Origin of the sequence: Bacillus sp. 2CMS4F (assembly GCF_023161785.1) — a bacterium.
In the GTDB taxonomy this organism is placed as follows: Bacteria; Bacillota; Bacilli; order Bacillales; family Bacillaceae; genus Bacillus; species Bacillus halotolerans.
In genome coordinates this window covers 54,522-76,423 of record NZ_JALNTO010000008.1, presented here as the reverse complement: position 1 = coordinate 76,423, position 21,902 = coordinate 54,522, and the positions used below count along the sequence as shown (strand labels likewise).

Genomic DNA, 21,902 nt, shown 5'->3' with positions numbered 1-21,902 from the left:
CTTTTTATTTTTTTACATATCCAACTAAAACCGAGATGATCGGCGATATATAGAGGAAGAACGTAAATGGGATATAGTCAATGACGGGAACACCAAGCGCGGTTGCCATAAAAGCCCCGCTGACGCCCCAAGGGATCAATGGATTAATCAATGTTCCGCCGTCCTCTAATGATCTTGATAAAAACTTCCGCTGAATGTTTTGTTTATCATATAAGGATTTATATGACTGTCCCGGTATTAATATAGATAAATACTGTTCACCTGTTGCAAGATTGACACCGATACTGGAGCAGACAGTTGCTGCAATGAGACTGCCCTTTGAACGGATTCCTTTCATCAGACCCTCCAATAGTGCGGAGATCAGGCCGATTTTCTCCATTAAACCGCCGAGTGCAAAAGCGATCATAATAAGAGAAACTGAGCCCATCATGGATTGCAGTCCGCCTCTGTTGATGATTTTAGCGGCTGCCTCATTGTCAGTTTCGAACATGGTGCCATTTTGCAGGGCTGCCATAAAAGCCTGAATGCTGCTGTCGGGAACGAAAATGGCAGTCAAAATTCCCGAGGAAATAATACCGGCAGTCAGAACGGGAATAACGGACACACGCTTAATCGCCAGCAAAACAACTAAGAGCGGAGAAAGAAGCGCCCACGGTGTGACGTTTGCTGCATCTTTTATTCCGGCAATAACATGTGCAATATCATCTGTTGAAGCAGCGTCTGCTGAGACTGATAAACCAAGAAAGTAAAAAAGGACAACGGTGATCAGCAAGGCGGGAATAGTTGTGCCCATCATGTGGCGAATGTGTTCAAAGATAGATATTTCGCCTATACCCGCAGCAAAATTTGTTGTATCCGACATCGGTGACATTTTATCACCAAAGCAGGCTCCGCAAATGACTGCCCCCGCCGTCCATTCGAGCGGAACGCCTGCCGCACTCGCCACGCCGATCAGTGCCACGCCAATTGTGCTTACAGTTGTCAGGCTTGAGCCGACTAGCGTGCTGATGATCATGCAGGAAAACAAAGCAGTCAACAGAAGATGGCTCGGTTCAATAAAGGATAAAGCATAAACTGTAACGGACGGTATGGCGCCGCTGTACATCCAAGCGCCGATTAAGATACCGATCAGCGCCAGAACAATGATCGGCTGTACACCGTTTTTAATCCCGTTTACAATTCCTTTTTCAAGACTGTTCCAGGAAAAACCGTACCATAAACCGGCTGCTGAAAGCAGGACAACACATAGGAACAGCGGGATATGCGGTTCTGTATGAAGAAAAAATAAGCAGGAGATAATGACCCCTAACATGAATATAAATAAACCGACGGCTAACGGAAACGTCAGCTTTTTTTGAGAATCCAAAACAACACCCCATCATTTTCTTTAATGCTTTTGTGCTTTTGGGCACGAAAGCATTATATCAGAAAAAAACGAAAATCCGTGTTTTTTCACAATTATGAATATAAAAAAGCGAGCACGTGGCGTGCTCACTTTACGATCAGAACCGGTATATCTGATTTCGCCGAAAGCTTTTCACTTACACTTCCAAACAAAAGTTTCTTCAGTCTGTTTTGGTCTCTGCTTCCGGTTACAATCAGATCGGCTGAAACCCGGTTGGCATGCTCGATAATTGATTCAGCCGGGTCACCTTCCAATATATCGATAGCTCCCTCTGTCTGCTGATCATTCAGCATCATTCTGGCTTCGGCGATGACTTCTTCCGTACGGTCTTCATAAATCATTGGCTCCGGTGGCGCAACATCTGATATCAGCGGGTCAGGAACACTTGTCATGCCTCCGCCAATATAGCTTGCCCCTGCTGCGGGCCTCGGCGGGTCGATGATGGTCTGGTTGTCTTTCATATCATGTGAATGGGCGACTGTAATGGCTGCATTTACCGTTTTCGCAAGATCAATGGCTGTCTGAAGCGCTTTCTTACTGTTTGCACTTCCGTCAAACGCAACAATAATACGGTCAGCATGAAACATCATTCTCACCCTTTCAAAAAACGTCGTACAATACAATACCCGACTTCATATCTATTTAATCTTTTCTCTGTTCAAGTAATGATTGACAAAAAAAGGTTTTGTTTATATTATGAAAAAAGAGTGAAAAATCAGAATGAATGGAGGGTTTGCTATGCCAAGGAATGATATGTCTTACAGAACAGTTTCATATTGGCGCGGCAAACCCTTATTCTGTTTTTTTGAATTGGGTTAATCCGCGCGCCAAAAAGCGCTCTGTACATCATAATCGATAACAAAAGGCATGGAGCTGACGCTTCGTGCCTTTTTTATATACAAAATCTTAAGAAAGACAGGTGTATCGGATGTGAAGACAAATACAGAGGCAAGGATTGGTTATGACAACCTGAACGAAAAGAGCTGCAAGGAAAAAATAGAAGGCGGCTGACGAGATAAAGGAGATGGGGATGGATGTTTTCAGTATTGAAAAAGCTGGGCTGGTTTTTTAAAGCCTACTGGCTGCGCTATACCATTGCGATTGTGCTTTTATTATGTGTAAATGTACTTGAGATGTTTCCGCCTAAACTGTTGGGGAACGCCATCGATGATATGAAATCGGGGGAGTTTACCTCAGGCGGGCTGCTGTTTTATGTCAGCGTATTTTTAGGTTTGACGGCGGTGGTGTATATCATGTCTTATTTTTGGATGCACCAGCTGTTCGGCGGAGCGAATGTGATGGAAAAAATTCTCCGCTCAAAGCTGATGGGTCATTTGCTGAAAATGGCGCCGCCGTTTTATGAAAAATACAGAACAGGAGATTTAATGGCGCGGGGGACAAATGATCTCCAGGCTGTCAGTTTAACGACAGGTTTTGGCATTTTGACATTAGTCGATTCTACAATGTTTATGATGACGATCTTTTTGACGATGGGGTTTTTGATCAGCTGGAAGCTGACGCTTGCAGCCATAATACCTCTTCCCATTATGGCTGTTGCGATTAGCATATACGGAGGTAAAATTCATGAAAGGTTTACAGAGGCACAAAATTCTTTCGGAGCGCTGAATGACAGGGTGCTCGAATCGGTCTCGGGTGTGAGAGTGATTCGCGCTTATGTGCAGGAAACGAATGATGAACGCCGTTTTAATGAAATGACGGCCGATGTGTACCGGAAGAATATGAAGGTAGCCTTTATCGATTCTCTGTTTGAGCCGACTGTTAAGCTGCTTGTCGGCGCCAGCTATCTGATTGGGCTGGGGTATGGAGCGTTTCTTGTTTTCCGTAATGAGCTGACGCTTGGCGAGCTTGTTTCCTTTAATGTCTATTTGGGCATGATGATTTGGCCGATGTTTGCGATCGGTGAATTAATTAATGTGATGCAGCGCGGCAACGCGTCTTTAGATCGGGTAAATGAAACCCTTTCTTATGAACCGGACGTGACAGATCCGAAGAGGCCGTCTGATTTAAAAGAGCCTGGAGATATCGTTTTCAGCCATGTCAGCTTTACATATCCAAGCTCAACAAATGTGAATATTCAAGATATTTCTTTTGCCGTGCGAAAAGGGCAGACTGTCGGGATTGCCGGTAAAACTGGGAGCGGAAAAACGACGATCATTAAGCAGCTTTTGCGCCAGTATCCAGCCGGTGAAGGGAGCATCACATGTTCAGGTGTGCCGATTGAGCAGATTCCTCTTGACCGGCTCCGCGGATGGATTGGATATGTGCCGCAGGATCATTTGCTGTTTTCCCGGTCTGTAAAAGAAAACATCTTGTACGGAAAGCTTGACGCAAGTGATGCTGAGGTAAAGAAGGCTGTTTCAGAAGCTCATTTTGAAAAAGACTTGCAAATGCTTCCGGCCGGTCTGGAGACAATGGTGGGTGAAAAAGGCGTTGCACTCTCTGGAGGGCAAAAACAAAGAATTTCAATCGCGAGGGCGCTGATGGCGAATCCGGAGATTTTAATCCTGGATGATTCTCTTTCCGCTGTAGATGCGAAAACGGAGGCGGCTATTATCAGCAATATCAGGAAAAACCGCCAAGAGAAAACGACATTTATTCTGACGCATCGTTTATCAGCTGTGGAGCATGCCGATCTCATCCTTGTGATGGACGGCGGCGTGATTTCTGAGAGAGGCACACATCAAGAGCTGATGGCCAATAACGGATGGTATCGGGAACAATACGAAAGGCAGCAGCTGTTCACTGCAGAAGAAGGAGGAGCAGGGGCATGAACACGGGAAAAACATTATGGAGATACGCACTCCTATATAAAAAATTGCTGATCACTGCCGTCCTGTTGCTTGCGATTGCAGTCGGGGCAGAGCTGACCGGACCGTTTATCGGCAAAAAAATGATTGACGACCACATCCTCGGCATTGAAAAAACATGGTATGAGGTCTCGAAAAAAGATAAAAATGCAGTTGAATTTGACGGCACCTCCTATGTCAGGGAGGACCGGATGCAGGGAGCGGCTGCTAAAGAGAAAGAAGCGCATATTTATCAAGTGGGAATGGCGTTTTATTTCGTTGATCAGGCTGTCAGCTTTGACGGGAACAGAACGGTTTCTGACGGAAAGCTGACGATCACTAATGGGAATGAAAGCCGGACGTATCCTGCTGAAAAGCTGACAAAGCAGGAGATTTTTCAGTTCTATAAGCGGGAAATGAAGGGGATGACGTTTCTTATTTTTCTGTATGCCGGTTTGCTTGTCTTCTCGGTATTTTTCCAATATGGGCAGCATTATTTATTGCAGATGAGTGCCAACCGCATTATTCAAAAGATGAGACAGGATGTGTTTTCCCGCATTCAGAAACTGCCGATCCGCTATTTTGATAATCTTCCCGCGGGCAAAGTAGTCGCAAGAATTACAAATGATACCGAGGCAATCAGAGATTTATATGTGACAGTGCTGTCAACGTTTGTGACAAGCGGCATATATATGATCGGGATATTTACGGCGTTGTTCCTGCTGGATGTAAAGCTCGCATTTTTATGCTTGGCGATTGTGCCGATCATCTGGCTGTGGTCGATCATCTACCGGAAATACGCTTCCTATTACAATCATCAAATCCGTTCGATCAATAGTGACATTAATGCAAAAATGAATGAGTCCATTCAAGGCATGCCGATCATCCAAGCTTTTCGCCATCAAAAAGAAACAATGAGAGAGTTTGAGGAATTAAATGAATCTCATTATTACTATCAGAACAGGATGCTGAATTTAAACTCCTTAATGTCACACAACCTTGTGAATGTGATCCGAAACCTTGCGTTTGTCTGTCTGATCTGGCATTTTGGCGGCGCAAGCCTAAACGCGGCAGGAATTGTTTCCATCGGTGTGCTGTACGCGTTTGTGGATTACTTAAACCGCTTATTCCAGCCGATTACAGGTATCGTCAATCAGTTTTCTAAACTGGAACTGGCGCGGGTGTCCGCCGGGCGTGTTTTTGAACTGCTTGAAGAAAAGGAAACGGAAGAAACGGGTGAACCGGCGAAGGAGCGCGCGCTGGGGCGGGTTGAATTTAGAGACGTATCATTTGCTTATCAAGAAGGAGAAAATGTTTTGAAACACATTTCCTTTACAGCACAAAAAGGCGAAACTGTAGCGCTTGTCGGCCATACCGGATCAGGCAAGAGCTCGATTTTGAATATCCTCTTCCGCTTTTATGATGCGCAAAAAGGGGATGTGCTCATCGATGGGAGAAGCATTTACAGCATGTCAAGGCAGGAACTTAGATCCCATATGGGGATTGTGCTGCAGGATCCGTACTTATTTTCAGGAACAATCGGTTCTAACGTCAGTCTGGAGGATGAAAGAATTTCAGAAGAAGACATCATAGAAGCACTGCGGCAAGTCGGGGCTGAGTCGCTTCTTGAAAAGCTTCCGAAAGGCATCAGCGAACCTGTCATAGAAAAAGGCAGCACGCTATCCTCAGGAGAGCGGCAGCTCATTTCCTTTGCAAGAGCTCTGGCGTACGATCCCGCCATTTTGATTTTGGATGAAGCAACGGCGCATATTGATACGGAGACAGAGGCTTTGATCCAGAAGGCACTGGATGTAGTGAAACAAGGGCGCACGACATTTGTCATTGCCCATCGGCTTTCAACCATCAGAAACGCGGATCAAATTTTAGTGCTTGAAAAAGGAGAAATTGTTGAGAAAGGGAATCATGAGGAACTAATGGTGTTAAAAGGGCAATATTATCAAATGTATGAGCTGCAAAAAGGACAGAAGCACTCCATTGCATAGTTTTCAAAAACCCAAGACATTCAATGTTTTGGGTTTTTGTACGCATTAATAAGCCAGTCCTACCCGGCAGCCGATATAGTCTCCTGTAAGAAGCTCGTGATACAGAAAAGCCGCAGTGTCGCCGACAGTGATCTTTTTGCCTTCCGCCGGCAAGACGTTGCGCTCTGCACGGTATTCACCTGCTGCTTCTCCGTCGGGGAGATATGTGGGGCAGATCATGGTCCAATCTAAGGACGAATCTCTAAGCATGTCATATACCTTTGCATGCTCCTTGGCAGCGCGGGTCAGCTTTCGTTTTGATTCATTTGTTTCAAATCGGTATTTTCCTGGTTCACATCGTGAATTAAGAATGCCCGCGGTGCCGATTGTTATGAGCCGTTTGATATGCTTTTCCTGCATAATGGCAAGAATATGTGTCATGGCAGCTGACAACGTATCGTCGCCATCTGTACCGAGACAGCTGATGACGATCTCAGCATCCTTCATGACTTCTTTCACATCTTCCCGGCAGCGGGCATTCCCGATAACGATTCGTTCTTTCGGCAGGCCAAGTTTATCATTCGATGACCTGATCAGAGCGTAAATATCAAGTTGTTCATTGGTGCCTGCCAATCTTAAAAAGGCTTGTCCGACACGGCCGGTTGCGCCAAATAAGGCAATTTTCATGAAAAAACCTCCTCGCCCCTCATTATAAAAGGAGGTACTCAGTTTGAACAGCGCGGGAAAGAATACCTGTACAAAAAGACAGAACGATGGGAAACATATTCATTAATCATGGATATACTTACGAACTGCACCAGCTCCCAATTCACAATAGCGATGAAAGGCACCTTGATTCCCTCCCTTTTCTCCTAGGATATGTGGTGCAGGAAAAAAGGGTGACAAATATAAAGAAGGCGCGGAAACCGCGCCTTCTATCAGCCATTTATTGAATTGTTATTGTACGCGGCCGCCCATGTTCTGCTGAGCGAAAGATACTAAACGTTTTGTGATTTCTCCTCCGACAGAACCGTTAGCGCGGGAAGTCGTATCCGCTCCAAGGTTAACGCCGAATTCAGAAGCGATTTCAAGTTTCATTTGGTCGATAGCCTGAGCTGCGCCAGGTACTAGTAATTGATTTGAAGAGTTTTGGTTTGCCATGTGTAAAATCTCCTTTTTTATTTGATATGGTTGGGTTAACTGGAGTTGCACCAGTCTGTGGACCCGCCTCGGGTGTCACTGCCGTCTCGGCGTAACCCAATGCTTTGCCGGCTTGTTACTACGTATTATGTTAGATTTGACTGAAACTCATGCGGGGATTTTAGTGGTAAATCTTGAGAAGGCATAAAAAAAGCTTAGCCGCTCAGGCTAAGCTAATCGTAAATATGAAAAAGCATCAATTCATGTATCTCGTTTTTGAGTCCAGGCTCATCAGCACGGGCGGGAAACAAATCTCCCCATTCAATCTCGCCGCTTTTATGATAGATGCCCTCGTAATGCATGCCTTTATAGTAAAACGAAATTGTCCATCCGGGCAGTTTTTGTTTTTGAAACAAAGGTTTCCAGCTGAAATGAGAAATCATCAGGGGCCACGCTCCTTGAAATTGATATCAATTGACATGGATACGGACGAATTACATTCATTGTATCATTGTTGCAAAACATCATTGAAGGGGCTTTATGATGAACTTGTCCCAGCGTTGAATAAACTTCAAGCCCGCTTTTACATAAAGCGGGCAAATTAGGATGGCCACAGCGATTCATGGGAGGTAATGGCCATCTTCGAAAGATATGAAGCATATTCAAAGCTTCTTCGTTTTGTCAAAGAATCGACAGATTGCAGACTCGGATGAGAAAAAATACTGCGGCCCGGACGTGAATTCGCTTCAAACATCCATACCTTACCATTTTGGTCAATGCCAAAATCAAAACCGATCTCGCCGATGAACCCTTCGATATGGTCATGGAGCACTTGGCTGGCAGTCAATGCCGCCGCAGAAAGCTTTTTAATGACATGTATTCGTTCCGCCGGATCATCGTATACTTCGGCCAGCGTTTTCACTTTTCCGCCATTTGATAGGTGTGTTGTAATGCTGTTTTCTCCTGAAATTTTTACTGCGATGGCGGTCACAGTCCATTTGCCTTTACTGTTTTTATTCGTATGAACGCGGAAATCGGCTGGTTTTCCCTGAAATTCAATCAAATTCACCCCTTGCTGAACGAGAAAGACAGCGGGATCATGCTGTTTTTGAAATTCATCCAGAAATGCGGAAGCATCGGGATAGTCGATTGAAGAAAAAGATTTGGCATCATTCGTATGTTTCACAGTCAAACCGGATTCCGTTTTGGCGAGCTGATAAATCCCGGTGCCGAGTGCTCCGTCCGCCGGTTTTATATAAACCTTGCCGAATGAATCACTCAGCTCTTCAATCCGCTCAACAGTAGGATGAAGGATTGATTTCGGTAAGTAAGGAGCCGTTCTCGGATCTTTTTCCAGCAATTGATGAACATCCCATTTGTTGAAAAATGTTTTATTGAACCATGGGATTTGATATTCATTGATCAGCCGGTTTTTTGTATTCTGCAAGACAATTGAGTTCTCGATTTTTCTGTTCGGCAAACGGTCATACACGACGTTCGGCAGCGGGACAATGTGTTTCTCCCAGCCATTTTCCCTGTATAGAAGCGCTTCAATCGTCCCTTCCTGCCAATTGATTTGGTGCGCGCCGAACACGAAGCAATAGCTTCCTGTTTGTTCATGCAAAGTGAGCAGTTTAGAAAAAAAGAGAGAACGGTCCTTAAAAGGGCGCTCAAGTGATGCGGTAAACCCCGCGGTGAAGATGCCGATTAACGGACCAATGTGCACCGAATGATCATGAATGAGAATATCAGCCCGGCTGCGATGTGGTATCAGCAGTTCGTGAAACAGATTTTCAGAGAGGAGCACTGTCTGTTCGAGATTTCGTCTGAAAGTAACATGGCATCTGACAACCTTCGTTCCGAATGAGGCAGACAAAAGGCCGTCTTGCTTCATGGCGGAGGGCAGAAACAGAGTATTTTCACTGTTTTTGTCTATGCCGATCAAAAACCGTTTACGATTCACGCGGAAGGACTCCTTTCTGGTTTTGCAGCGAAAATAGATATTTGCACCGCTTAAGAGGACAAGTATATAGATGTTCTTTTTTCTCAGGAGAAACATGAAGAATTGATTTTCTGCCTGGTTTAGAATTGATATCCAGGATCCAGATCCTCCCGTCCTTCGCAAGGCATATATCCAGACCGAGTTCAAATAATGGCCCGTATCGCTCATCAAGATAATACGGAACCGATTGGGTAATCGAGAATACGTCATCCAGTAAGACTACCTGCTGTTTTTTCGGGATATTTTCAAACCATGTATCAAATGTAAGCGTATCCGATCCGCCTGATAAATTGGCCAGCAGCCCGTTTTTGTATCCGCGTCTCACTGCCTTTCCGACGGTATGCCATTCACCGTCCTCATTTTTTTGCATAAACAGCCGGATATCACAAGGGTATTGCTCCTTATCTTGGATATTTAAATAAGGCTGCATCAAATATTGGTGCTGAAGCACTTTTTTGCACCAAGTTTTAAATGAAGCTTGGTTGGAAAAGGATTTTGTCTGTTTATCCTTTCCGATATGGTAGGTGGCGGTTATGTTTTTCTTGCCAAGCTCCAGAAGTATCACGCCTCTGCCGCCAGCACCGAACGCTGGCTTTAAAATACAGGCTTTTTCTTTCGATAAATACGAATGGATTTGTTCAAATCGGCTCACTTTCATGGTTTCCGGAATGTAAGGATTGATCACAGAATGCTCCTGCAAATCTTGAAACACAGTCCATTTATCAGGAAGACCCCGCCCGATAAATTCGGTTTTCGGATATTTTTTGAGCCATTCGACGATCGGCTTTGCTTTTTGTGATTGTGAATCCTTCCCATAAAAACAGCGGTCATAAATATAATCGGGAATCGCAAGTTCTGTTTCGTTCCAATTGCTGCTCGCTGGATGATATACCAGCGCTTTGACACGCAGAGTGTCGGGCAAAATGTCAAACGGTGTAAAGCGGATCAAACGTATGCCGAATTCGGGCGCTCTTGTAGCCAATTCTGCGGAATAATCCTGCTCGTGCTGGCGGGTTAAGGACATAAAACCGAGTGTTATCATGGTGAGACTCCCCCTTTTATTAAAAAGCTGCCGGCGGGTGTCAGCAGCTTTACGCTTCAAAAAACATCAGGAACACAGCTGTCGGTAGTCTACTTTACAGATTACGATTCAGCATCTTGCCCTATTCCTGTTAAACAAGCTGATTTTATGGCCATATGTTTTGTCTCCTTGTTTGCTAAGTGATCACACCAACCTCTATAATACAAATAGGTCATTCTATTTATGAAAAAGTAAAAGCACAGATGGAGGCAGATGAGCAGGAATGGGTATTGCAGGAACCTTTATATTTATGATCGTGATCGGCGCAGTTATCGGCGCGGTGACCAATCATTTAGCAATTCAAATGCTATTTAGGCCGTATAAGGCATATTATTTGTTTGGAAAACGAGTCCCTTTTACTCCGGGATTGATTCCAAGAAGACGTGATGAGCTTGCGAAACAAATGGGGCTGATGGTGGTAAACCATTTATTAACGCCTGAGGGTATTAAAAAGCGGCTTGTTTCAGATTCAGCCAAAAAGCAGGCGCTTCAAGTCGGAGAACAGCTGATTCAAAACCTGTCGCTATCTGAAATGACAGTAAAAGAAGCGCTTGAAAAAGCCGGAGTAAAGCATCCGGGTGAAGCGGCAGACGCCTGGATCAGCCGCTGGACGGATGATAAATTGAATGAACTTTTCCGCCGATATGAGCATCAAACGTTAAAGGAAGCACTGCCATTGGAAGTGCAGGAAAAGCTAGAAGAGAAGATACCGATGATTTCAGGCTATATTTTGGCGCGAAGCATTCATTATTTTGAAAGTGAAGAAGGAAAAATCCGTCTCGGCAATATGATTGATGATTTCTTAAAAGAACGCGGTATGCTTGGAAGCATGGTGCAAATGTTTCTCGGCAATTCAAGCCTTGCTGATCGCGTGCTGCCGGAGCTTCTGAAGTTTTTGCGGAATGAGGAAACGAATAAGCTGCTTTCTGATCTTCTGAAAAACGAATGGGGCAAGCTGAAGGAGTATACATTTAATGAAGCGGACGAAAAATGGAACGCAAAAGTATTAATTTTTAGCCTGAAACAAAGAGTGCTGCAAGCATTTTCAACTGCTCCGTTTTTTGAAAATACGATTGGCTCGCTTACAGCCCGCTATGAAAATGATCTGAACCATCGTATCCTGCCGGCGCTTTTAGACAAATTGTTTGAGGGGATTTCAACCAATCTTGAAAGTGTATTAAAACGAATGCGCCTTGAGGAAATTGTAAAGGAGCAGGTGGATCAGTTCCCGGTACAGCGTCTTGAAGAAATGGTGCTGTCGATTTCGAAAAAAGAATTTAAAATGATAACCTATTTGGGCGGCCTTCTCGGCGGAATCATAGGTGCAATTCAAGCGTTGTTTGTCATCCTTTTTTAAGAAGAATCGGGTTTCGATTAATGAAAGGAGCTCCATAGTCTGTTATAGTGGAGTGGTATGTCAATCGGCAATAATGAAAGGAGCTATTTACAATGGCTGTTAATTTTTACGATGTAGCGTATGATCTGGAAAATGCATTGCGCGGGAGCGAAGAGTTTACCCGTTTAAAAAACCTGTACGATGAAGTAAACGCAGACGAGTCTGCGAAACGAATGTTCGAAAACTTCCGTGATGTGCAGCTGAGACTTCAGCAAAAACAAATGGCTGGAGAAGAAATTACAGAAGATGAAGTGCAGCAGGCTCAAAAAACCGTTGCGCTTGTGCAGCAGCACGAAAAAATCTCTCAGCTGATGGAAGCGGAGCAGCGAATGAGTATGCTGATCGGCGAATTAAACAAAATCATCATGAAGCCTTTAGAAGAGCTTTACGGCAGTGTCGAAGGCTAATCATTCAAAATCCCTTCTGGATAAGAAGGGATTTTTTTATTCGTTCAGCAAACTAGAAAATCCAGCGATTTCTTTACCTCTCCATTGATGATCACTGATAATGTATGAATTCCGTTGTAATGTTTTCTTGTAGATAAATCCTTAAAGGATTGTGTTTTGGTATATGATTTTGTTTCGTTTTTTCCTATATTCGTTTCTGTTATTTTAAATACTTTTCGATGATGCTGGCCTCTGGCTTTTACGTAATCAATGGCGTACTCAATTCTTACTTTCTGATTCCTGTCTGAATGAATGTGAAAAGTAAACTTGAGGGTTTCACCAATAGAAATACGGCTGGACTCACACGTTAAATCTTGCAGTTGAATCGAATCAGCATCGTGATAGCCAAAAAGCAATAAAGCCTGTTTATCGCCTTTTTTTAGCAAGGTCCGGTAAGCGTGTTTGATGATCCAGTCTGTATGAGGGTGTGTTCCATACCATTGTACTGCGACTTCTCTCAGCAAGTGAGGATGCGTTTTTGATATATCATTAAGGCTGTTGGCCACACTTTTTCTCACATACAAAGACTCGTCCTGCATCAGCTGCTCAAGGATCGGCAGCACGGGGAAGGGGTCCGATTTCAATGCGGGTATCGATTTTCCCCATGGGAGGCGGGGCCTGCTTCCTTCACTCGCAAGTCTTCTCACGTGCTCATTTTCATGCTTAGACCATATCAGGAATTGTGCAATCATTTTTTCCTGATTTAAAAGCAAAAAAGGCCTCACAGCAAATTCTGAAGTGGAATATGCCGTAAAGTATTCTAACGCCTTCATTGAATCATCCCAATGCTCTAAGCCGTACTGCTCCACATAATCAGGAAATATGATTCCGCTGAGTCCCTTAAAATGAGGAGCTGCATCCCATAATACTGCAAGCGCTTCGCCATAATGTTTCGGCAGTGTTTCGTATAAAGCAACGGTAATGCGGCGCATGCGTTCTTTTAAAGCGAGCTCAGGCCATTCTCCCGTCATTAAGAGCTCCTCGAATTTGTCTTTGTTGAACGCTGGATAGGTTTCTTTTACAGTATCTATCAATCGAGAGATCAGTTCTTGATTATAAATTTCTTTTAATACAGTCATTGGACCACCGCTTTTTTCATTTAATGTTTATATTGTATACGAATGTACGTTCTTATTCAAGCGATATAATCCAATAATTAACATTACGCGCTACCTTAGTTACACAGATATTGGTTACTTTTTTTAGTTAAAAAAACCCTTGTCATCTGCAGAGAAAACTGGGATAATAATATTGAAAGCGCCTACACTTACCTATTTCAAATGGATACGGTCGCATATCATGCCGTTATATAGAGGGGATAAGCAACAGAGAGTAAGTGTTCGGAGCGCATCATTGGTCAAATAAGGGGTTCCTGATACATGATTTTTCGTAAATCGAAATAACGATATTAGGGAGAATGGCTGCTTCGATCGTATCCTATTATGATTGCGTATATAAAGTCTGCTGAGTCAGGCTTTTTTTGCTGTACAGAAAAGGTTGTTCTAAACACAGAGACAGGGTCATATCCTATACACAAGTACAGTCATCAAGGAGGGGGACATCTCTGTGTCTAAACAATTGCTTGCCTTAAACATAGATGGAGCGCTGCTTCGGTCGAACGGGAAAATTCATCAGGCAACGAAAGATGCGATTGAATATGTTAAGAAAAAAGGGATTTACGTCACACTTGTCACCAACCGCCATTTTCGCTCAGCTCAGAAAATAGCAAAATCGCTGAAGCTTGATGCAAAGCTGATCACCCACAGCGGCGCCTATATCGCTGAGAAAATAGACGCGCCCTTTTTTGAAAGAAGAATTTCTGACGATCATACTTTTAATATTGTTCAAGTGCTTGAGAGCTATCAATGCAACATCAGGCTTCTTCACGAGAAATATTCGATAGGAAACAAGAAAAAGGTCAATTCAAATTTGCTTGGGAAAGCGCTGATCCACCCGTCAGATCCCATCTTTTACCCGGTTCAGTTTGTTGAATCGTTAAGCGATCTTCTGATGGATGAACCGGTGAGTGCGCCCGTCATCGAAGTATATACAGAACACGATATTCAGCAAGACATTACAGAAACGATTACAAAAGCCTTCCCGGCGGTTGACGTGATTCACGTAAACGATGAGAAGATGAACATTGTTCCAAAGGGAGTTTCGAAGGAAGCGGGCCTTGCACTTGTCGCTTCGGAACTGGGGCTGGGGATGGAGGATGTAGTCGCTATCGGCCATCAGCAAGACGATCTTCCGATGATTGAGCTTGCCGGACTTGGGGTTGCAATGGGGAACGCTGCACCGGAAATTAAGAGAAAAGCCGATTGGGTCACAAGGTCAAATGACGAGCAAGGCGTCGCATATATGATGAAGGAATATTTCCGTATGCAGCAGCGAAAAGGGTTCCTCGATAAGTTCCACATGAAACGCGTATAAAAAAAGCCGCTCGCGCCCAAACAGGTGCGGCGGCTTTTTGCCGGATTGATTTTAGCTGTTTATTTCTGTACACTAAAGAAAGTTTTGAATCTGATAAATTAGGTGATGAAGTTGCAAATTAAAATAGAAGGCATACACGATGACCGCCTTCATCGGCCACTGCAAAATATCGCAAATTTGTTTTATGAGGAATGCGGTCTTGTCTACGGCGGAGAGGAGCCGGCGGATCTTGTCATCTCTTTAGCGTGCACGCAAACAGATGAGCATGTGACGGTTTCAGGAGAAGTGAAAGGAACCGGAATTAAGGAACACCATACGAAAGCTTTTTCTCCTGATATGAATGAAAAAGAAGCTTTCAAACAAGTGAAAAACACAATTTCTTATGTTTACTTAAATCTTCTTCAAGCGCATACGGGCATGACGCAAAAGTGGGGAATCCTCACGGGAATCCGCCCGACGAAGCTGCTTCATAAAAAGCTGCAAAGCGGGATGCCGAAGGAACAGGCGCATGCAGAATTGAAAAAAGACTATTTAATTCATGATGAGAAAATCGAATTGATGCAGCAAATTGTCGACAGGCAGCTGGCGGCAGTTCCTGATTTATATCAAGTAAAGGACGAAGTCAGTATTTATATCGGCATTCCTTTCTGCCCGACCAAATGTGCGTATTGCACATTCCCTGCATACGCCATCCAAGGACAAGCAGGCAGAGTCGGCTCATTTTTATGGGGGCTGCATTACGAAATGCAGAAAATCGGCGAATGGCTCAAGGAGCATGGCGTCAAGGTCACAACCATATATTTTGGCGGCGGGACGCCTACAAGCATTACAGCGGAAGAGATGGATCTTCTGTATGAAGAAATGGTCCGCTCCTTCCCGGATGTGAAAAACATTCGTGAAATTACTGTGGAAGCCGGCCGCCCCGACACGATTACTGAAGAAAAACTTGCCGTGTTGAACAAATATGATATTGACCGGATCAGCATTAACCCGCAATCCTATGAAAACGAAACGCTCAAAGCGATCGGCCGTCATCATACGGTGGAAGAGACCATTGAAAAATATCATCTGTCACGCCAGCACGGCATGAATAATATCAATATGGATTTAATTATCGGTTTGCCTGGCGAAGGCGTGAAGGAGTTCAGACACAGCCTTTCAGAAACCGAGAAACTGATGCCGGAATCGCTGACTGTTCACACCCTTTCCTTTAAGCGGGCGTCAGAAATGACAAGAAACAAACATAAATACAAAGTTGCCGGGAGAGAAGAGGTTTCTCAAATGATGGATGATGCGGTAGCTTGGACGCAAGAGCATGGATACGTGCCTTATTATTTATACCGCCAGAAAAATATTCTTGGAAATCTGGAAAACGTCGGGTACTCGATTCCGGGCCAGGAAAGCATCTACAACATTATGATTATGGAAGAAGTGCAGACGATTATCGGCATCGGCTGCGGTGCGGCAAGTAAATTTATTGATCCGGATACAGGGAAAATCACACACTTTGCCAATCCGAAAGACCCGAAATCATACAATGACCGATTTGAGCACTACACGGACGAAAAGATCAAATATTTAGAGCAAATTTTTGAGAGAACGACAAAGCAGCACTGATCACAGTGCTGCTTTTTTTTATCCCCGTTGTTTTTTCACAGGCTGAACGTCCGGCTCCATTTAAACACCTTGTTTAGCTGGCGGTAAATCCATTTTGACTCTTTTGTTAATAATGGCCCCAAAATCGCCAGAATGAGGACATATAATGCGGCGAACGGCTTTAATGTGGCTGACAGGCCGCCGGCTATGCCGAGGTTGGCAACGATAATCGAAAACTCACCCCGTGATACGATCGTAAGACCGATATTGGATGAGGCTTTATGAGAAAGCCCTGCGCGGCGTCCAGCCACCATTCCGGCGATAAAGTTTCCGAATATGGTCAGGATCACAGCTCCCAATGCCAGCCAAACCGCTTCACCAAGTGAAAAAGGGTCTATGCTGAGGCCGAAGCTGAAAAAGAACATCGCGCCGAAAAAGTCGCGAAACGGAACGACAAGGTGCTCAATCCGATCGGAATGCTCTGTTTCCGAAAATACCAAACCGAGCAGCAGCGCGCCGATGGCTTCTGCCACATGAATTGTCTCTGAAAATCCGGCGATGAAAAAGAGCGCTGCAAAAATGACGATAATAAACACTTCGTTCGAGCGTATGTCCAACAGCTTATTCAAAAGCGGCGGGAGCTTTCTGGCCGCGATAAAAAACAGCAGCATATAGCCAAATGCGATCAGAATGGACAAAAGCGCACCCCCGACTGATGTCGCGTCTCCAAGCACAAGGCCGGAAACAACAGACAAATACACAGCAAGGAAAATATCCTCAAACATAATAATGCCGAGAATCAGCTCGGTTTCCGGGTTGGCCGTTCTTTTTAAATCGACCAGCACTTTTGCGACGATCGCGCTTGAAGAAATGGTGATGACGCCTGCCAGCACGAGGACTTCCAGAAAAGAAAACCCGGTGATAAAGCCATAAAGCAGTCCGAGGCTGAAGTTAATCAAAATATAAATTGATCCGCCAATTGCGATGGATTTTCCAGACTTGATCAGCTTTCCGACAGAGAATTCAAGTCCGAGATAGAAAAGGAGGAAAAGCACGCCCATCCGTCCGAAAAACTCAATGATTTCACTGCTTTCTATAAACGTGAGGTCAATGATCCCGACTTTAGGGGCATGAGGGCCAAGCAGCATCCCTAAAATAATGAGAAACGGGATAATTGAAAACTTAATTTTATTTGCGATGACACTGGCAATTGCCACAAGCACAAGCGCGGTTCCGACTTCAAAAACAAGATGATCCATCCGCTGATCACACGCCCTCTCTAGAAAGAAAATCATGAGTCAGCTTCTTCAGATGCTTTCTTTCACCTGAGAGGACAAGGGTATCATCTTCTTCAATCACTGAGTCAGCACCCGGATTTAAAAACTTTTGCTGGTTGTGTTTAATGATGGCGATGACAGTGACATCATAGTTTTGACGCACATCAAGTTCGCCGAGGGTGCGCCCGATTGACTTCGCGCCTTTTTCCACCTTAAACCATTCAATAATGAGGTCGCTAAACGCCATCTCGATGGATTCCAGCGCCTGCGGCTTATAGACCATGCCGCCTAAAATGGCTGCAATTTGCCTTGCTTCAGAATCATCCAATGAAATATTGGAAAGAAGCTCATCCGGATCCCGGTCATCAAACCGATAGATTTCCCTTCTTCCGTCATCATGAATGATAATCGTCATTTTTTCGCGGTTTCTTGTTTCAATTTCAAATTTTTTGCCGATTCCCGGCAGATCGTTTTCTTTTATATTCAATGAAAATCCCTCCGAATGTAGTGTTGGCATAAAGATAGGGTACAAACAAAACGGTATACATTCATATTCGGAGGTAATTAGACTGGTATTTGACAGGGACGGCACAAACCCTTTCCAGCCTGTTGATGTGAGGATCATCAAGCGGCTTGACAGATAGCGTTCTGATAGACTGCGCCAATGGATTGTACTCTTTCATAAACTCCGCCAGATGCAGGCTGCCCGGTGACGGCGTTTTGGCTGATTGTGATTCTTTCGGATATGAGGACATTGGCACATAGCTGTCAGTGCTTGCATCAAACTGGGAGGGCAGGGCCACGTCAGAAGGGGGAAAGCACACCATAAATAAGCTTAATAGAAAGCTGATCAGCAATTTATCCATGTTACCTTCCCCCTTTCTCATTCTATATCCCTTCCATTTCACTATATAAAACTTTATGTTCCCATTCAAATGATATGCATTTTTCAGTATCTATTGACCCTGAAAAATAAAAAAGGTTTCTTTAAGGACGGCGGGGAATGTATATGAGAAAGAAAAAAAGAAAGCGCATACATGGAGGTGTTTCATATGGATTATATTCAATATGAACTGAAGGGGCCTGTGGCAGAAATTGTGCTGAATCGTCCTGATGCTCATCACGCCTTGAATGAGCAAATGCTTTTCGAGCTGAAGGAGGCGTGTGAAAAGGTTTCTGAAAGCGAGGCGCTCATCGTCCTCCTGAGAGGTACCGGAAAAGGTTTTTCAGCAGGCGGCGATATACGGATGATGACCTCTGAGCATGATCCTGATCAATTTAGGCAGCTGATGGATACGATCGAAGCTATTACTTTAACGTTATACGAAATGAAAAAAGTGACAATTGCCGCTGTCCATGGTGCTGCCGCGGGGCTGGGCTTGAGTTTAGCACTTTGTGCTGACATTGTGCTTGCGGAGAAAAATGCCGTTCTTGCAATGAACTTTATCGGCATCGGCCTTGTTCCTGATGGCGGGGGACATTATTTGCTGAAAAAAAGGATTGGGGAAGCGAAAGCGAAAAAGCTGATTTGGAGCGGGAAAAAGCTATCCGCTGAAGAAGCGGCTGGCATGGGTCTCTTGGATGGAACATTTAACGGAGATCCTGCGGAAGGTGCAAGACCTTATGTTGAAACGCTTTTAGCCTCGCCCCTATTGGCAATGATTGAAACGAAAGCCATTTTTCAAAGCCTCCATATTGATGAATTGAAGAAGGTGCTGGCTCTTGAACGAAGTGCCCAGGAGAGAATGAGGAGGACTAAAGATCACCAGGAAGGAATCCGTGCATTTTTAGAGAAACGGGAGCCAAAGTTTCAAGCATAACAGATCAGCCGGGAAGCTGATCATCTCTGAAACAAAATCAGCTTTCCGGCTGCATTCACTAAACGATGGGTATGACTATGTAGCTCTTTTTCCTTTAACAGGGCTTCACCCTGCTGTTTTGCCGCATCTTCGTTTTCCGCCTCAAATCGCTCGTTTATCAGTGTTTCTCCCGAAGGATCAAAAGCCGTAAGAAAATACTCCGCCATCATATTTCGCCTCCAACTTCATCATTTATCGTTCTTTCTTCATTTATATTCTAAATAGCAAACCAAAATCCTTTATTATGTTTTAACCAAATATAGTATATAATGGGTCAGGGAAGGAGGAGATTCGGTGCTGACGATTGATCACGTAACGAAGACATTTGGAGATTATAAAGCGGTTGACGGTTTGAATTTGGAAATTCCGGAACAGCAAATGTTTGGCCTCTTAGGCGCAAACGGAGCGGGAAAAACGACGACCTTTCGCATGATTCTCGGCTTATTAAGCATTACGGAGGGTACGATCAGCTGGAAAGGCCGTCCCGTCAACTACAGTATGAGCAACAAAATCGGATATTTGCCGGAAGAGCGCGGACTATATCCGAAAATGAAGGTAAAGGACCAGCTTGTCTATCTGGCAAGATTAAAAGGCATGGAGAAACGCGAAGCCGTAAAAGAGCTCGGAACATGGCTTGAACGCTTCAATATAACAGAATACGAGAATAAAAAAGTAGAAGAGCTTTCAAAAGGAAACCAGCAGAAAATCCAGTTTATTTCGTCGGTTTTGCATAAGCCTGAGCTGCTGATTCTCGATGAGCCATTCAGCGGGCTGGACCCTGTCAATGTCGAGCTGTTGAAGGAGGCTGTTATCTCTTTGAAAAACAGCGGTGTCTCGATTTTATTTTCCAGCCATCGGATGGAGCATGTCGAAGAGCTGTGTGAGCACCTTTGTATTTTGCAAAAAGGGAAGCCTGTTGTGCAAGGTAGACTGAAGGAAATTAAACGTTCATTCGGCAAAAAGAATGTGACCATTCATTCCGATGACGATCTGCATTTTTTACAGGGGCATGAAGGAATTACGCAATGGAAAGAAACGGCGGGCGGCGTAAAGCTGCAAATTGCCAATGAAGACATCTCTCAAGAGATCTTCGCCATGCTCCAAGGAAAAGGATTTATTCGAAAGTTTGAGCTTGAAGAGCCGTCACTCCATGATATTTTTATAGAAAAGGTGGGGGCCGTCTATGAATAAATTTTTGATCATGCTTTCTCATACATACAAAAATAAGATTATGGCAAAGTCTTTTATTATTTCTACTGTCATTACGGTTCTGCTTGTATTGGCTGTCACCAATTTAGAATCGATCATTTCTATGTTTCAAGGAGAAGATACAAAAGAGAAAATTGCTGTTATTGATGAAACAAACGAATTATATCCGATTTTCTCAAAGCAGCTGAAAGCAGTCGATACAGATAGCGATCTTGATGTGAAGCAGTCTAAGCAATCAGAGGAAAAGGTTATAAAGCAAGTCAGAGATGAAACGGTTGATGGGATGCTCATTATCAAAAGAGATGACAAAGGGACGATCTCAGGGACGTACAAAGCGTTAACGATTTCGGATGAAAGCACGTACCAAACACTGCAGCAGGCGTTAACACAAACAAAAACCGCTGTTGGAACAGAGGAGCTCGGCGTTTCGCAGGAAACCATCAGCAGCCTCTATGCGCCTGTCACTGTCGGGCAGGAGGCGCTGAAAGAGGGTGCAAAGTCTGAGGAAGAACTGGGGCAGGCGATGGGGCTTGTTTACATTATGCTGTTTGTCATATATTTCTCCGTTATTATGTATGCCAGTATGATTGCGATGGAGGTTGCGACCGAAAAATCTTCGCGTGTCATGGAAATCCTCATCTCAAGCATGCCGCCGATCCAGCAAATGTTTGCAAAGCTGTTAGGCATCGGGCTCGTCGGAATAACACAGCTTGCTGTCATTATTTCTGCCGGATATCTATCGCTGAAGCTGAACAAAACGAGTGAAACGGCTTCATCTGTAGGCGGTTTTCTTAACCTGACCGATGTTCCTGTTTCTACCGTGATATATGCTGTTATTTTCTTTTTGCTCGGTTACTTTTTATATGCGACACTGGCCGCGTTTCTTGGCAGCGTCGTCAGCAGAATAGAGGACGTGCAGCAAACGATCACACCGATGACGCTTTTGGTGGTTGCCGGTTTTATGATTGCCATGTTCGGACTAAACGCTCCGGACGCAGGATTTATTACGGTCACATCGTTTATCCCGTTCTTTACGCCGATGATTATGTTCTTGCGCGTCGGCATGCTTGATATTCCGTTTTGGCAGGCGGCTGCCGGCATCGGGATAACACTGCTCACCATTATCATACTTGCCGTCATTGGCGCCAGAATTTATAAAGGCGGCGTCTTGATTTACGGCAACTCAAGCGCGTTTAAAGCAATCAAACAAGCGCTGCGTTTGTCAAAAAGCTGATTGGAAAACAGCCTGGGGATGCTCAGGCTGTTTTT

At 44.3% G+C, this 21,902-nt stretch carries 21 protein-coding genes and 1 pseudogene; 9 read left to right on the top strand and 13 right to left on the bottom strand.

What is annotated here, in order from left to right; translation table 11 throughout:
• Positions 1 to 4: 4 nt before the first annotated feature.
• Positions 5 to 1,366 carry a Na+/H+ antiporter NhaC gene (nhaC, locus tag MTN95_RS12915; RefSeq protein ID WP_248338447.1) on the bottom strand — a complete coding sequence of 454 codons (1,362 nt, stop codon included), beginning with the start codon at positions 1,364 to 1,366 and terminating at the stop codon, positions 5 to 7.
• A 125-nt stretch (positions 1,367 to 1,491) separates the two neighbouring features.
• Positions 1,492 to 1,992 (bottom strand): universal stress protein, encoded by a 501-nt coding sequence (locus tag MTN95_RS12910; RefSeq protein WP_248338445.1) that lies wholly within the window; start codon positions 1,990 to 1,992, stop codon positions 1,492 to 1,494.
• Between the two features lie 447 nt (positions 1,993 to 2,439).
• Between MTN95_RS12910 and bmrC the strand changes: the two genes are divergently transcribed.
• The gene (gene bmrC, locus MTN95_RS12905) at positions 2,440 to 4,197 is read left to right on the top strand and encodes a multidrug ABC transporter ATP-binding protein BmrC (protein ID WP_105955298.1); all 1,758 of its coding nucleotides are present in this window, start codon (positions 2,440 to 2,442) and stop codon (positions 4,195 to 4,197) included.
• Entirely contained in the window at positions 4,194 to 6,215 is a 2,022-nt protein-coding gene (gene bmrD / locus MTN95_RS12900; RefSeq protein ID WP_248338443.1) for a multidrug resistance ABC transporter ATP-binding protein/permease BmrD, read from the top strand. The genes bmrC and bmrD overlap by 4 nt, the downstream gene beginning before the upstream one ends.
• A gap of 45 nt (positions 6,216 to 6,260) precedes the next feature.
• Here the strand turns inward: bmrD and MTN95_RS12895 are convergent, their stop codons facing one another.
• The 6 genes from MTN95_RS12895 to MTN95_RS12870 all read right to left on the bottom strand — a co-directional run bounded on the left by MTN95_RS12895 (position 6,261) and on the right by MTN95_RS12870 (position 10,378).
• Entirely contained in the window at positions 6,261 to 6,881 is a 621-nt protein-coding gene (locus MTN95_RS12895; protein ID WP_202852706.1) for an NAD(P)-dependent oxidoreductase, read from the bottom strand.
• A 38-nt stretch (positions 6,882 to 6,919) separates the two neighbouring features.
• Positions 6,920 to 7,045 (bottom strand): hypothetical protein, encoded by a 126-nt coding sequence (locus MTN95_RS12890; RefSeq protein WP_081638264.1) that lies wholly within the window; start codon positions 7,043 to 7,045, stop codon positions 6,920 to 6,922.
• A gap of 106 nt (positions 7,046 to 7,151) precedes the next feature.
• Complete coding sequence (gene sspB / locus MTN95_RS12885; protein ID WP_010333571.1) at positions 7,152 to 7,355, bottom strand: beta type acid-soluble spore protein SspB; 204 nt, start codon at positions 7,353 to 7,355, stop codon at positions 7,152 to 7,154.
• A 212-nt stretch (positions 7,356 to 7,567) separates the two neighbouring features.
• Complete coding sequence (locus MTN95_RS12880) at positions 7,568 to 7,777, bottom strand: YheE family protein (RefSeq protein WP_248338441.1); 210 nt, start codon at positions 7,775 to 7,777, stop codon at positions 7,568 to 7,570.
• Between the two features lie 158 nt (positions 7,778 to 7,935).
• A complete protein-coding gene (locus tag MTN95_RS12875; protein ID WP_069486318.1) occupies positions 7,936 to 9,297 on the bottom strand; it encodes a YheC/YheD family endospore coat-associated protein in 1,362 nt (453 codons plus the stop codon).
• Positions 9,287 to 10,378, bottom strand: coding sequence for a YheC/YheD family endospore coat-associated protein (locus MTN95_RS12870; RefSeq protein ID WP_059336406.1), 1,092 nt, complete (start codon positions 10,376 to 10,378; stop codon positions 9,287 to 9,289). The genes MTN95_RS12875 and MTN95_RS12870 overlap by 11 nt, the downstream gene beginning before the upstream one ends.
• Positions 10,379 to 10,640: 262 nt before the next feature.
• Between MTN95_RS12870 and MTN95_RS12865 the strand changes: the two genes are divergently transcribed.
• Together MTN95_RS12865 and MTN95_RS12860 are read left to right on the top strand one after the other, a co-directional pair.
• Complete coding sequence (locus MTN95_RS12865) at positions 10,641 to 11,774, top strand: DUF445 domain-containing protein (protein WP_248338439.1); 1,134 nt, start codon at positions 10,641 to 10,643, stop codon at positions 11,772 to 11,774.
• A 92-nt stretch (positions 11,775 to 11,866) separates the two neighbouring features.
• Positions 11,867 to 12,220: a YlbF/YmcA family competence regulator gene (locus tag MTN95_RS12860; RefSeq protein WP_010333576.1), complete on the top strand. Its 354-nt coding sequence runs from the start codon at positions 11,867 to 11,869 to the stop codon at positions 12,218 to 12,220.
• A gap of 44 nt (positions 12,221 to 12,264) precedes the next feature.
• On the opposite strand, the gene MTN95_RS12855 is transcribed toward MTN95_RS12860, so the two are convergent.
• On the bottom strand, positions 12,265 to 13,338 hold the full coding sequence (locus MTN95_RS12855; RefSeq protein ID WP_248338436.1) for a DNA alkylation repair protein: 1,074 nt from the start codon (positions 13,336 to 13,338) through the stop codon (positions 12,265 to 12,267).
• Positions 13,339 to 13,825: 487 nt separating this feature from the next.
• Here MTN95_RS12855 and MTN95_RS12850 point away from each other — a divergent pair, with 487 nt between their 5' ends.
• Together MTN95_RS12850 and MTN95_RS12845 are read left to right on the top strand one after the other, a co-directional pair.
• Complete coding sequence (locus tag MTN95_RS12850) at positions 13,826 to 14,692, top strand: Cof-type HAD-IIB family hydrolase (protein ID WP_248338434.1); 867 nt, start codon at positions 13,826 to 13,828, stop codon at positions 14,690 to 14,692.
• A 111-nt stretch (positions 14,693 to 14,803) separates the two neighbouring features.
• Complete coding sequence (locus MTN95_RS12845) at positions 14,804 to 16,309, top strand: coproporphyrinogen III oxidase (RefSeq protein WP_248338432.1); 1,506 nt, start codon at positions 14,804 to 14,806, stop codon at positions 16,307 to 16,309.
• A gap of 18 nt (positions 16,310 to 16,327) precedes the next feature.
• On the opposite strand, the pseudogene khtU reads toward MTN95_RS12845, so the two are convergent.
• The 3 genes and pseudogenes from khtU to MTN95_RS12830 all read right to left on the bottom strand — a co-directional run bounded on the left by khtU (position 16,328) and on the right by MTN95_RS12830 (position 18,452).
• Positions 16,328 to 17,547: pseudogene (gene khtU / locus MTN95_RS12840) on the bottom strand (K(+)/H(+) antiporter subunit KhtU).
• A gap of 7 nt (positions 17,548 to 17,554) precedes the next feature.
• Complete coding sequence (gene khtT / locus MTN95_RS12835) at positions 17,555 to 18,052, bottom strand: K(+)/H(+) antiporter subunit KhtT (RefSeq protein ID WP_010333581.1); 498 nt, start codon at positions 18,050 to 18,052, stop codon at positions 17,555 to 17,557.
• Positions 18,053 to 18,113: 61 nt separating this feature from the next.
• Positions 18,114 to 18,452, bottom strand: coding sequence for a hypothetical protein (locus MTN95_RS12830; protein WP_081638265.1), 339 nt, complete (start codon positions 18,450 to 18,452; stop codon positions 18,114 to 18,116).
• A 165-nt stretch (positions 18,453 to 18,617) separates the two neighbouring features.
• Here MTN95_RS12830 and MTN95_RS12825 point away from each other — a divergent pair, with 165 nt between their 5' ends.
• Positions 18,618 to 19,385 carry an enoyl-CoA hydratase gene (locus MTN95_RS12825; protein ID WP_024120767.1) on the top strand — a complete coding sequence of 256 codons (768 nt, stop codon included), beginning with the start codon at positions 18,618 to 18,620 and terminating at the stop codon, positions 19,383 to 19,385.
• Between the two features lie 20 nt (positions 19,386 to 19,405).
• Here the strand turns inward: MTN95_RS12825 and MTN95_RS12820 are convergent, their stop codons facing one another.
• Entirely contained in the window at positions 19,406 to 19,591 is a 186-nt protein-coding gene (locus MTN95_RS12820) for a YhzD family protein (protein ID WP_059336506.1), read from the bottom strand.
• Positions 19,592 to 19,718: 127 nt separating this feature from the next.
• Here MTN95_RS12820 and MTN95_RS12815 point away from each other — a divergent pair, with 127 nt between their 5' ends.
• Both MTN95_RS12815 and MTN95_RS12810 read left to right on the top strand, forming a co-directional pair.
• The gene (locus MTN95_RS12815) at positions 19,719 to 20,615 is read left to right on the top strand and encodes an ABC transporter ATP-binding protein (protein WP_044156564.1); all 897 of its coding nucleotides are present in this window, start codon (positions 19,719 to 19,721) and stop codon (positions 20,613 to 20,615) included.
• Positions 20,608 to 21,867, top strand: coding sequence for an ABC transporter permease (locus tag MTN95_RS12810; protein ID WP_248338430.1), 1,260 nt, complete (start codon positions 20,608 to 20,610; stop codon positions 21,865 to 21,867). Before MTN95_RS12815 ends, MTN95_RS12810 begins: the two co-directional genes overlap by 8 nt.
• Positions 21,868 to 21,902: the final 35 nt, after the last annotated feature.

What these genes read in the sequence shown, in the direction of transcription:
- MTN95_RS12910 (WP_248338445.1), bottom strand. Translation starts at nt 1,992, where the DNA reads ATGTTTCATGCTGACCGTATTATTGTTGCGTTTGACGGAAGTGCAAAC.
- bmrC (WP_105955298.1), top strand. Translation starts at nt 2,440, where the DNA reads ATGTTTTCAGTATTGAAAAAGCTGGGCTGGTTTTTTAAAGCCTACTGG.
- bmrD (WP_248338443.1), top strand. Translation starts at nt 4,194, where the DNA reads ATGAACACGGGAAAAACATTATGGAGATACGCACTCCTATATAAAAAA.
- MTN95_RS12895 (WP_202852706.1), bottom strand. Translation starts at nt 6,881, where the DNA reads ATGAAAATTGCCTTATTTGGCGCAACCGGCCGTGTCGGACAAGCCTTT.
- sspB (WP_010333571.1), bottom strand. Translation starts at nt 7,355, where the DNA reads ATGGCAAACCAAAACTCTTCAAATCAATTACTAGTACCTGGCGCAGCT.
- MTN95_RS12880 (WP_248338441.1), bottom strand. Translation starts at nt 7,777, where the DNA reads ATGATTTCTCATTTCAGCTGGAAACCTTTGTTTCAAAAACAAAAACTG.
- MTN95_RS12870 (WP_059336406.1), bottom strand. Translation starts at nt 10,378, where the DNA reads ATGATAACACTCGGTTTTATGTCCTTAACCCGCCAGCACGAGCAGGAT.
- MTN95_RS12865 (WP_248338439.1), top strand. Translation starts at nt 10,641, where the DNA reads ATGGGTATTGCAGGAACCTTTATATTTATGATCGTGATCGGCGCAGTT.
- MTN95_RS12860 (WP_010333576.1), top strand. Translation starts at nt 11,867, where the DNA reads ATGGCTGTTAATTTTTACGATGTAGCGTATGATCTGGAAAATGCATTG.
- MTN95_RS12855 (WP_248338436.1), bottom strand. Translation starts at nt 13,338, where the DNA reads ATGACTGTATTAAAAGAAATTTATAATCAAGAACTGATCTCTCGATTG.
- MTN95_RS12830 (WP_081638265.1), bottom strand. Translation starts at nt 18,452, where the DNA reads ATGAGAAAGGGGGAAGGTAACATGGATAAATTGCTGATCAGCTTTCTA.
- MTN95_RS12825 (WP_024120767.1), top strand. Translation starts at nt 18,618, where the DNA reads ATGGATTATATTCAATATGAACTGAAGGGGCCTGTGGCAGAAATTGTG.
- MTN95_RS12820 (WP_059336506.1), bottom strand. Translation starts at nt 19,591, where the DNA reads ATGGCGGAGTATTTTCTTACGGCTTTTGATCCTTCGGGAGAAACACTG.
- MTN95_RS12810 (WP_248338430.1), top strand. Translation starts at nt 20,608, where the DNA reads ATGAATAAATTTTTGATCATGCTTTCTCATACATACAAAAATAAGATT.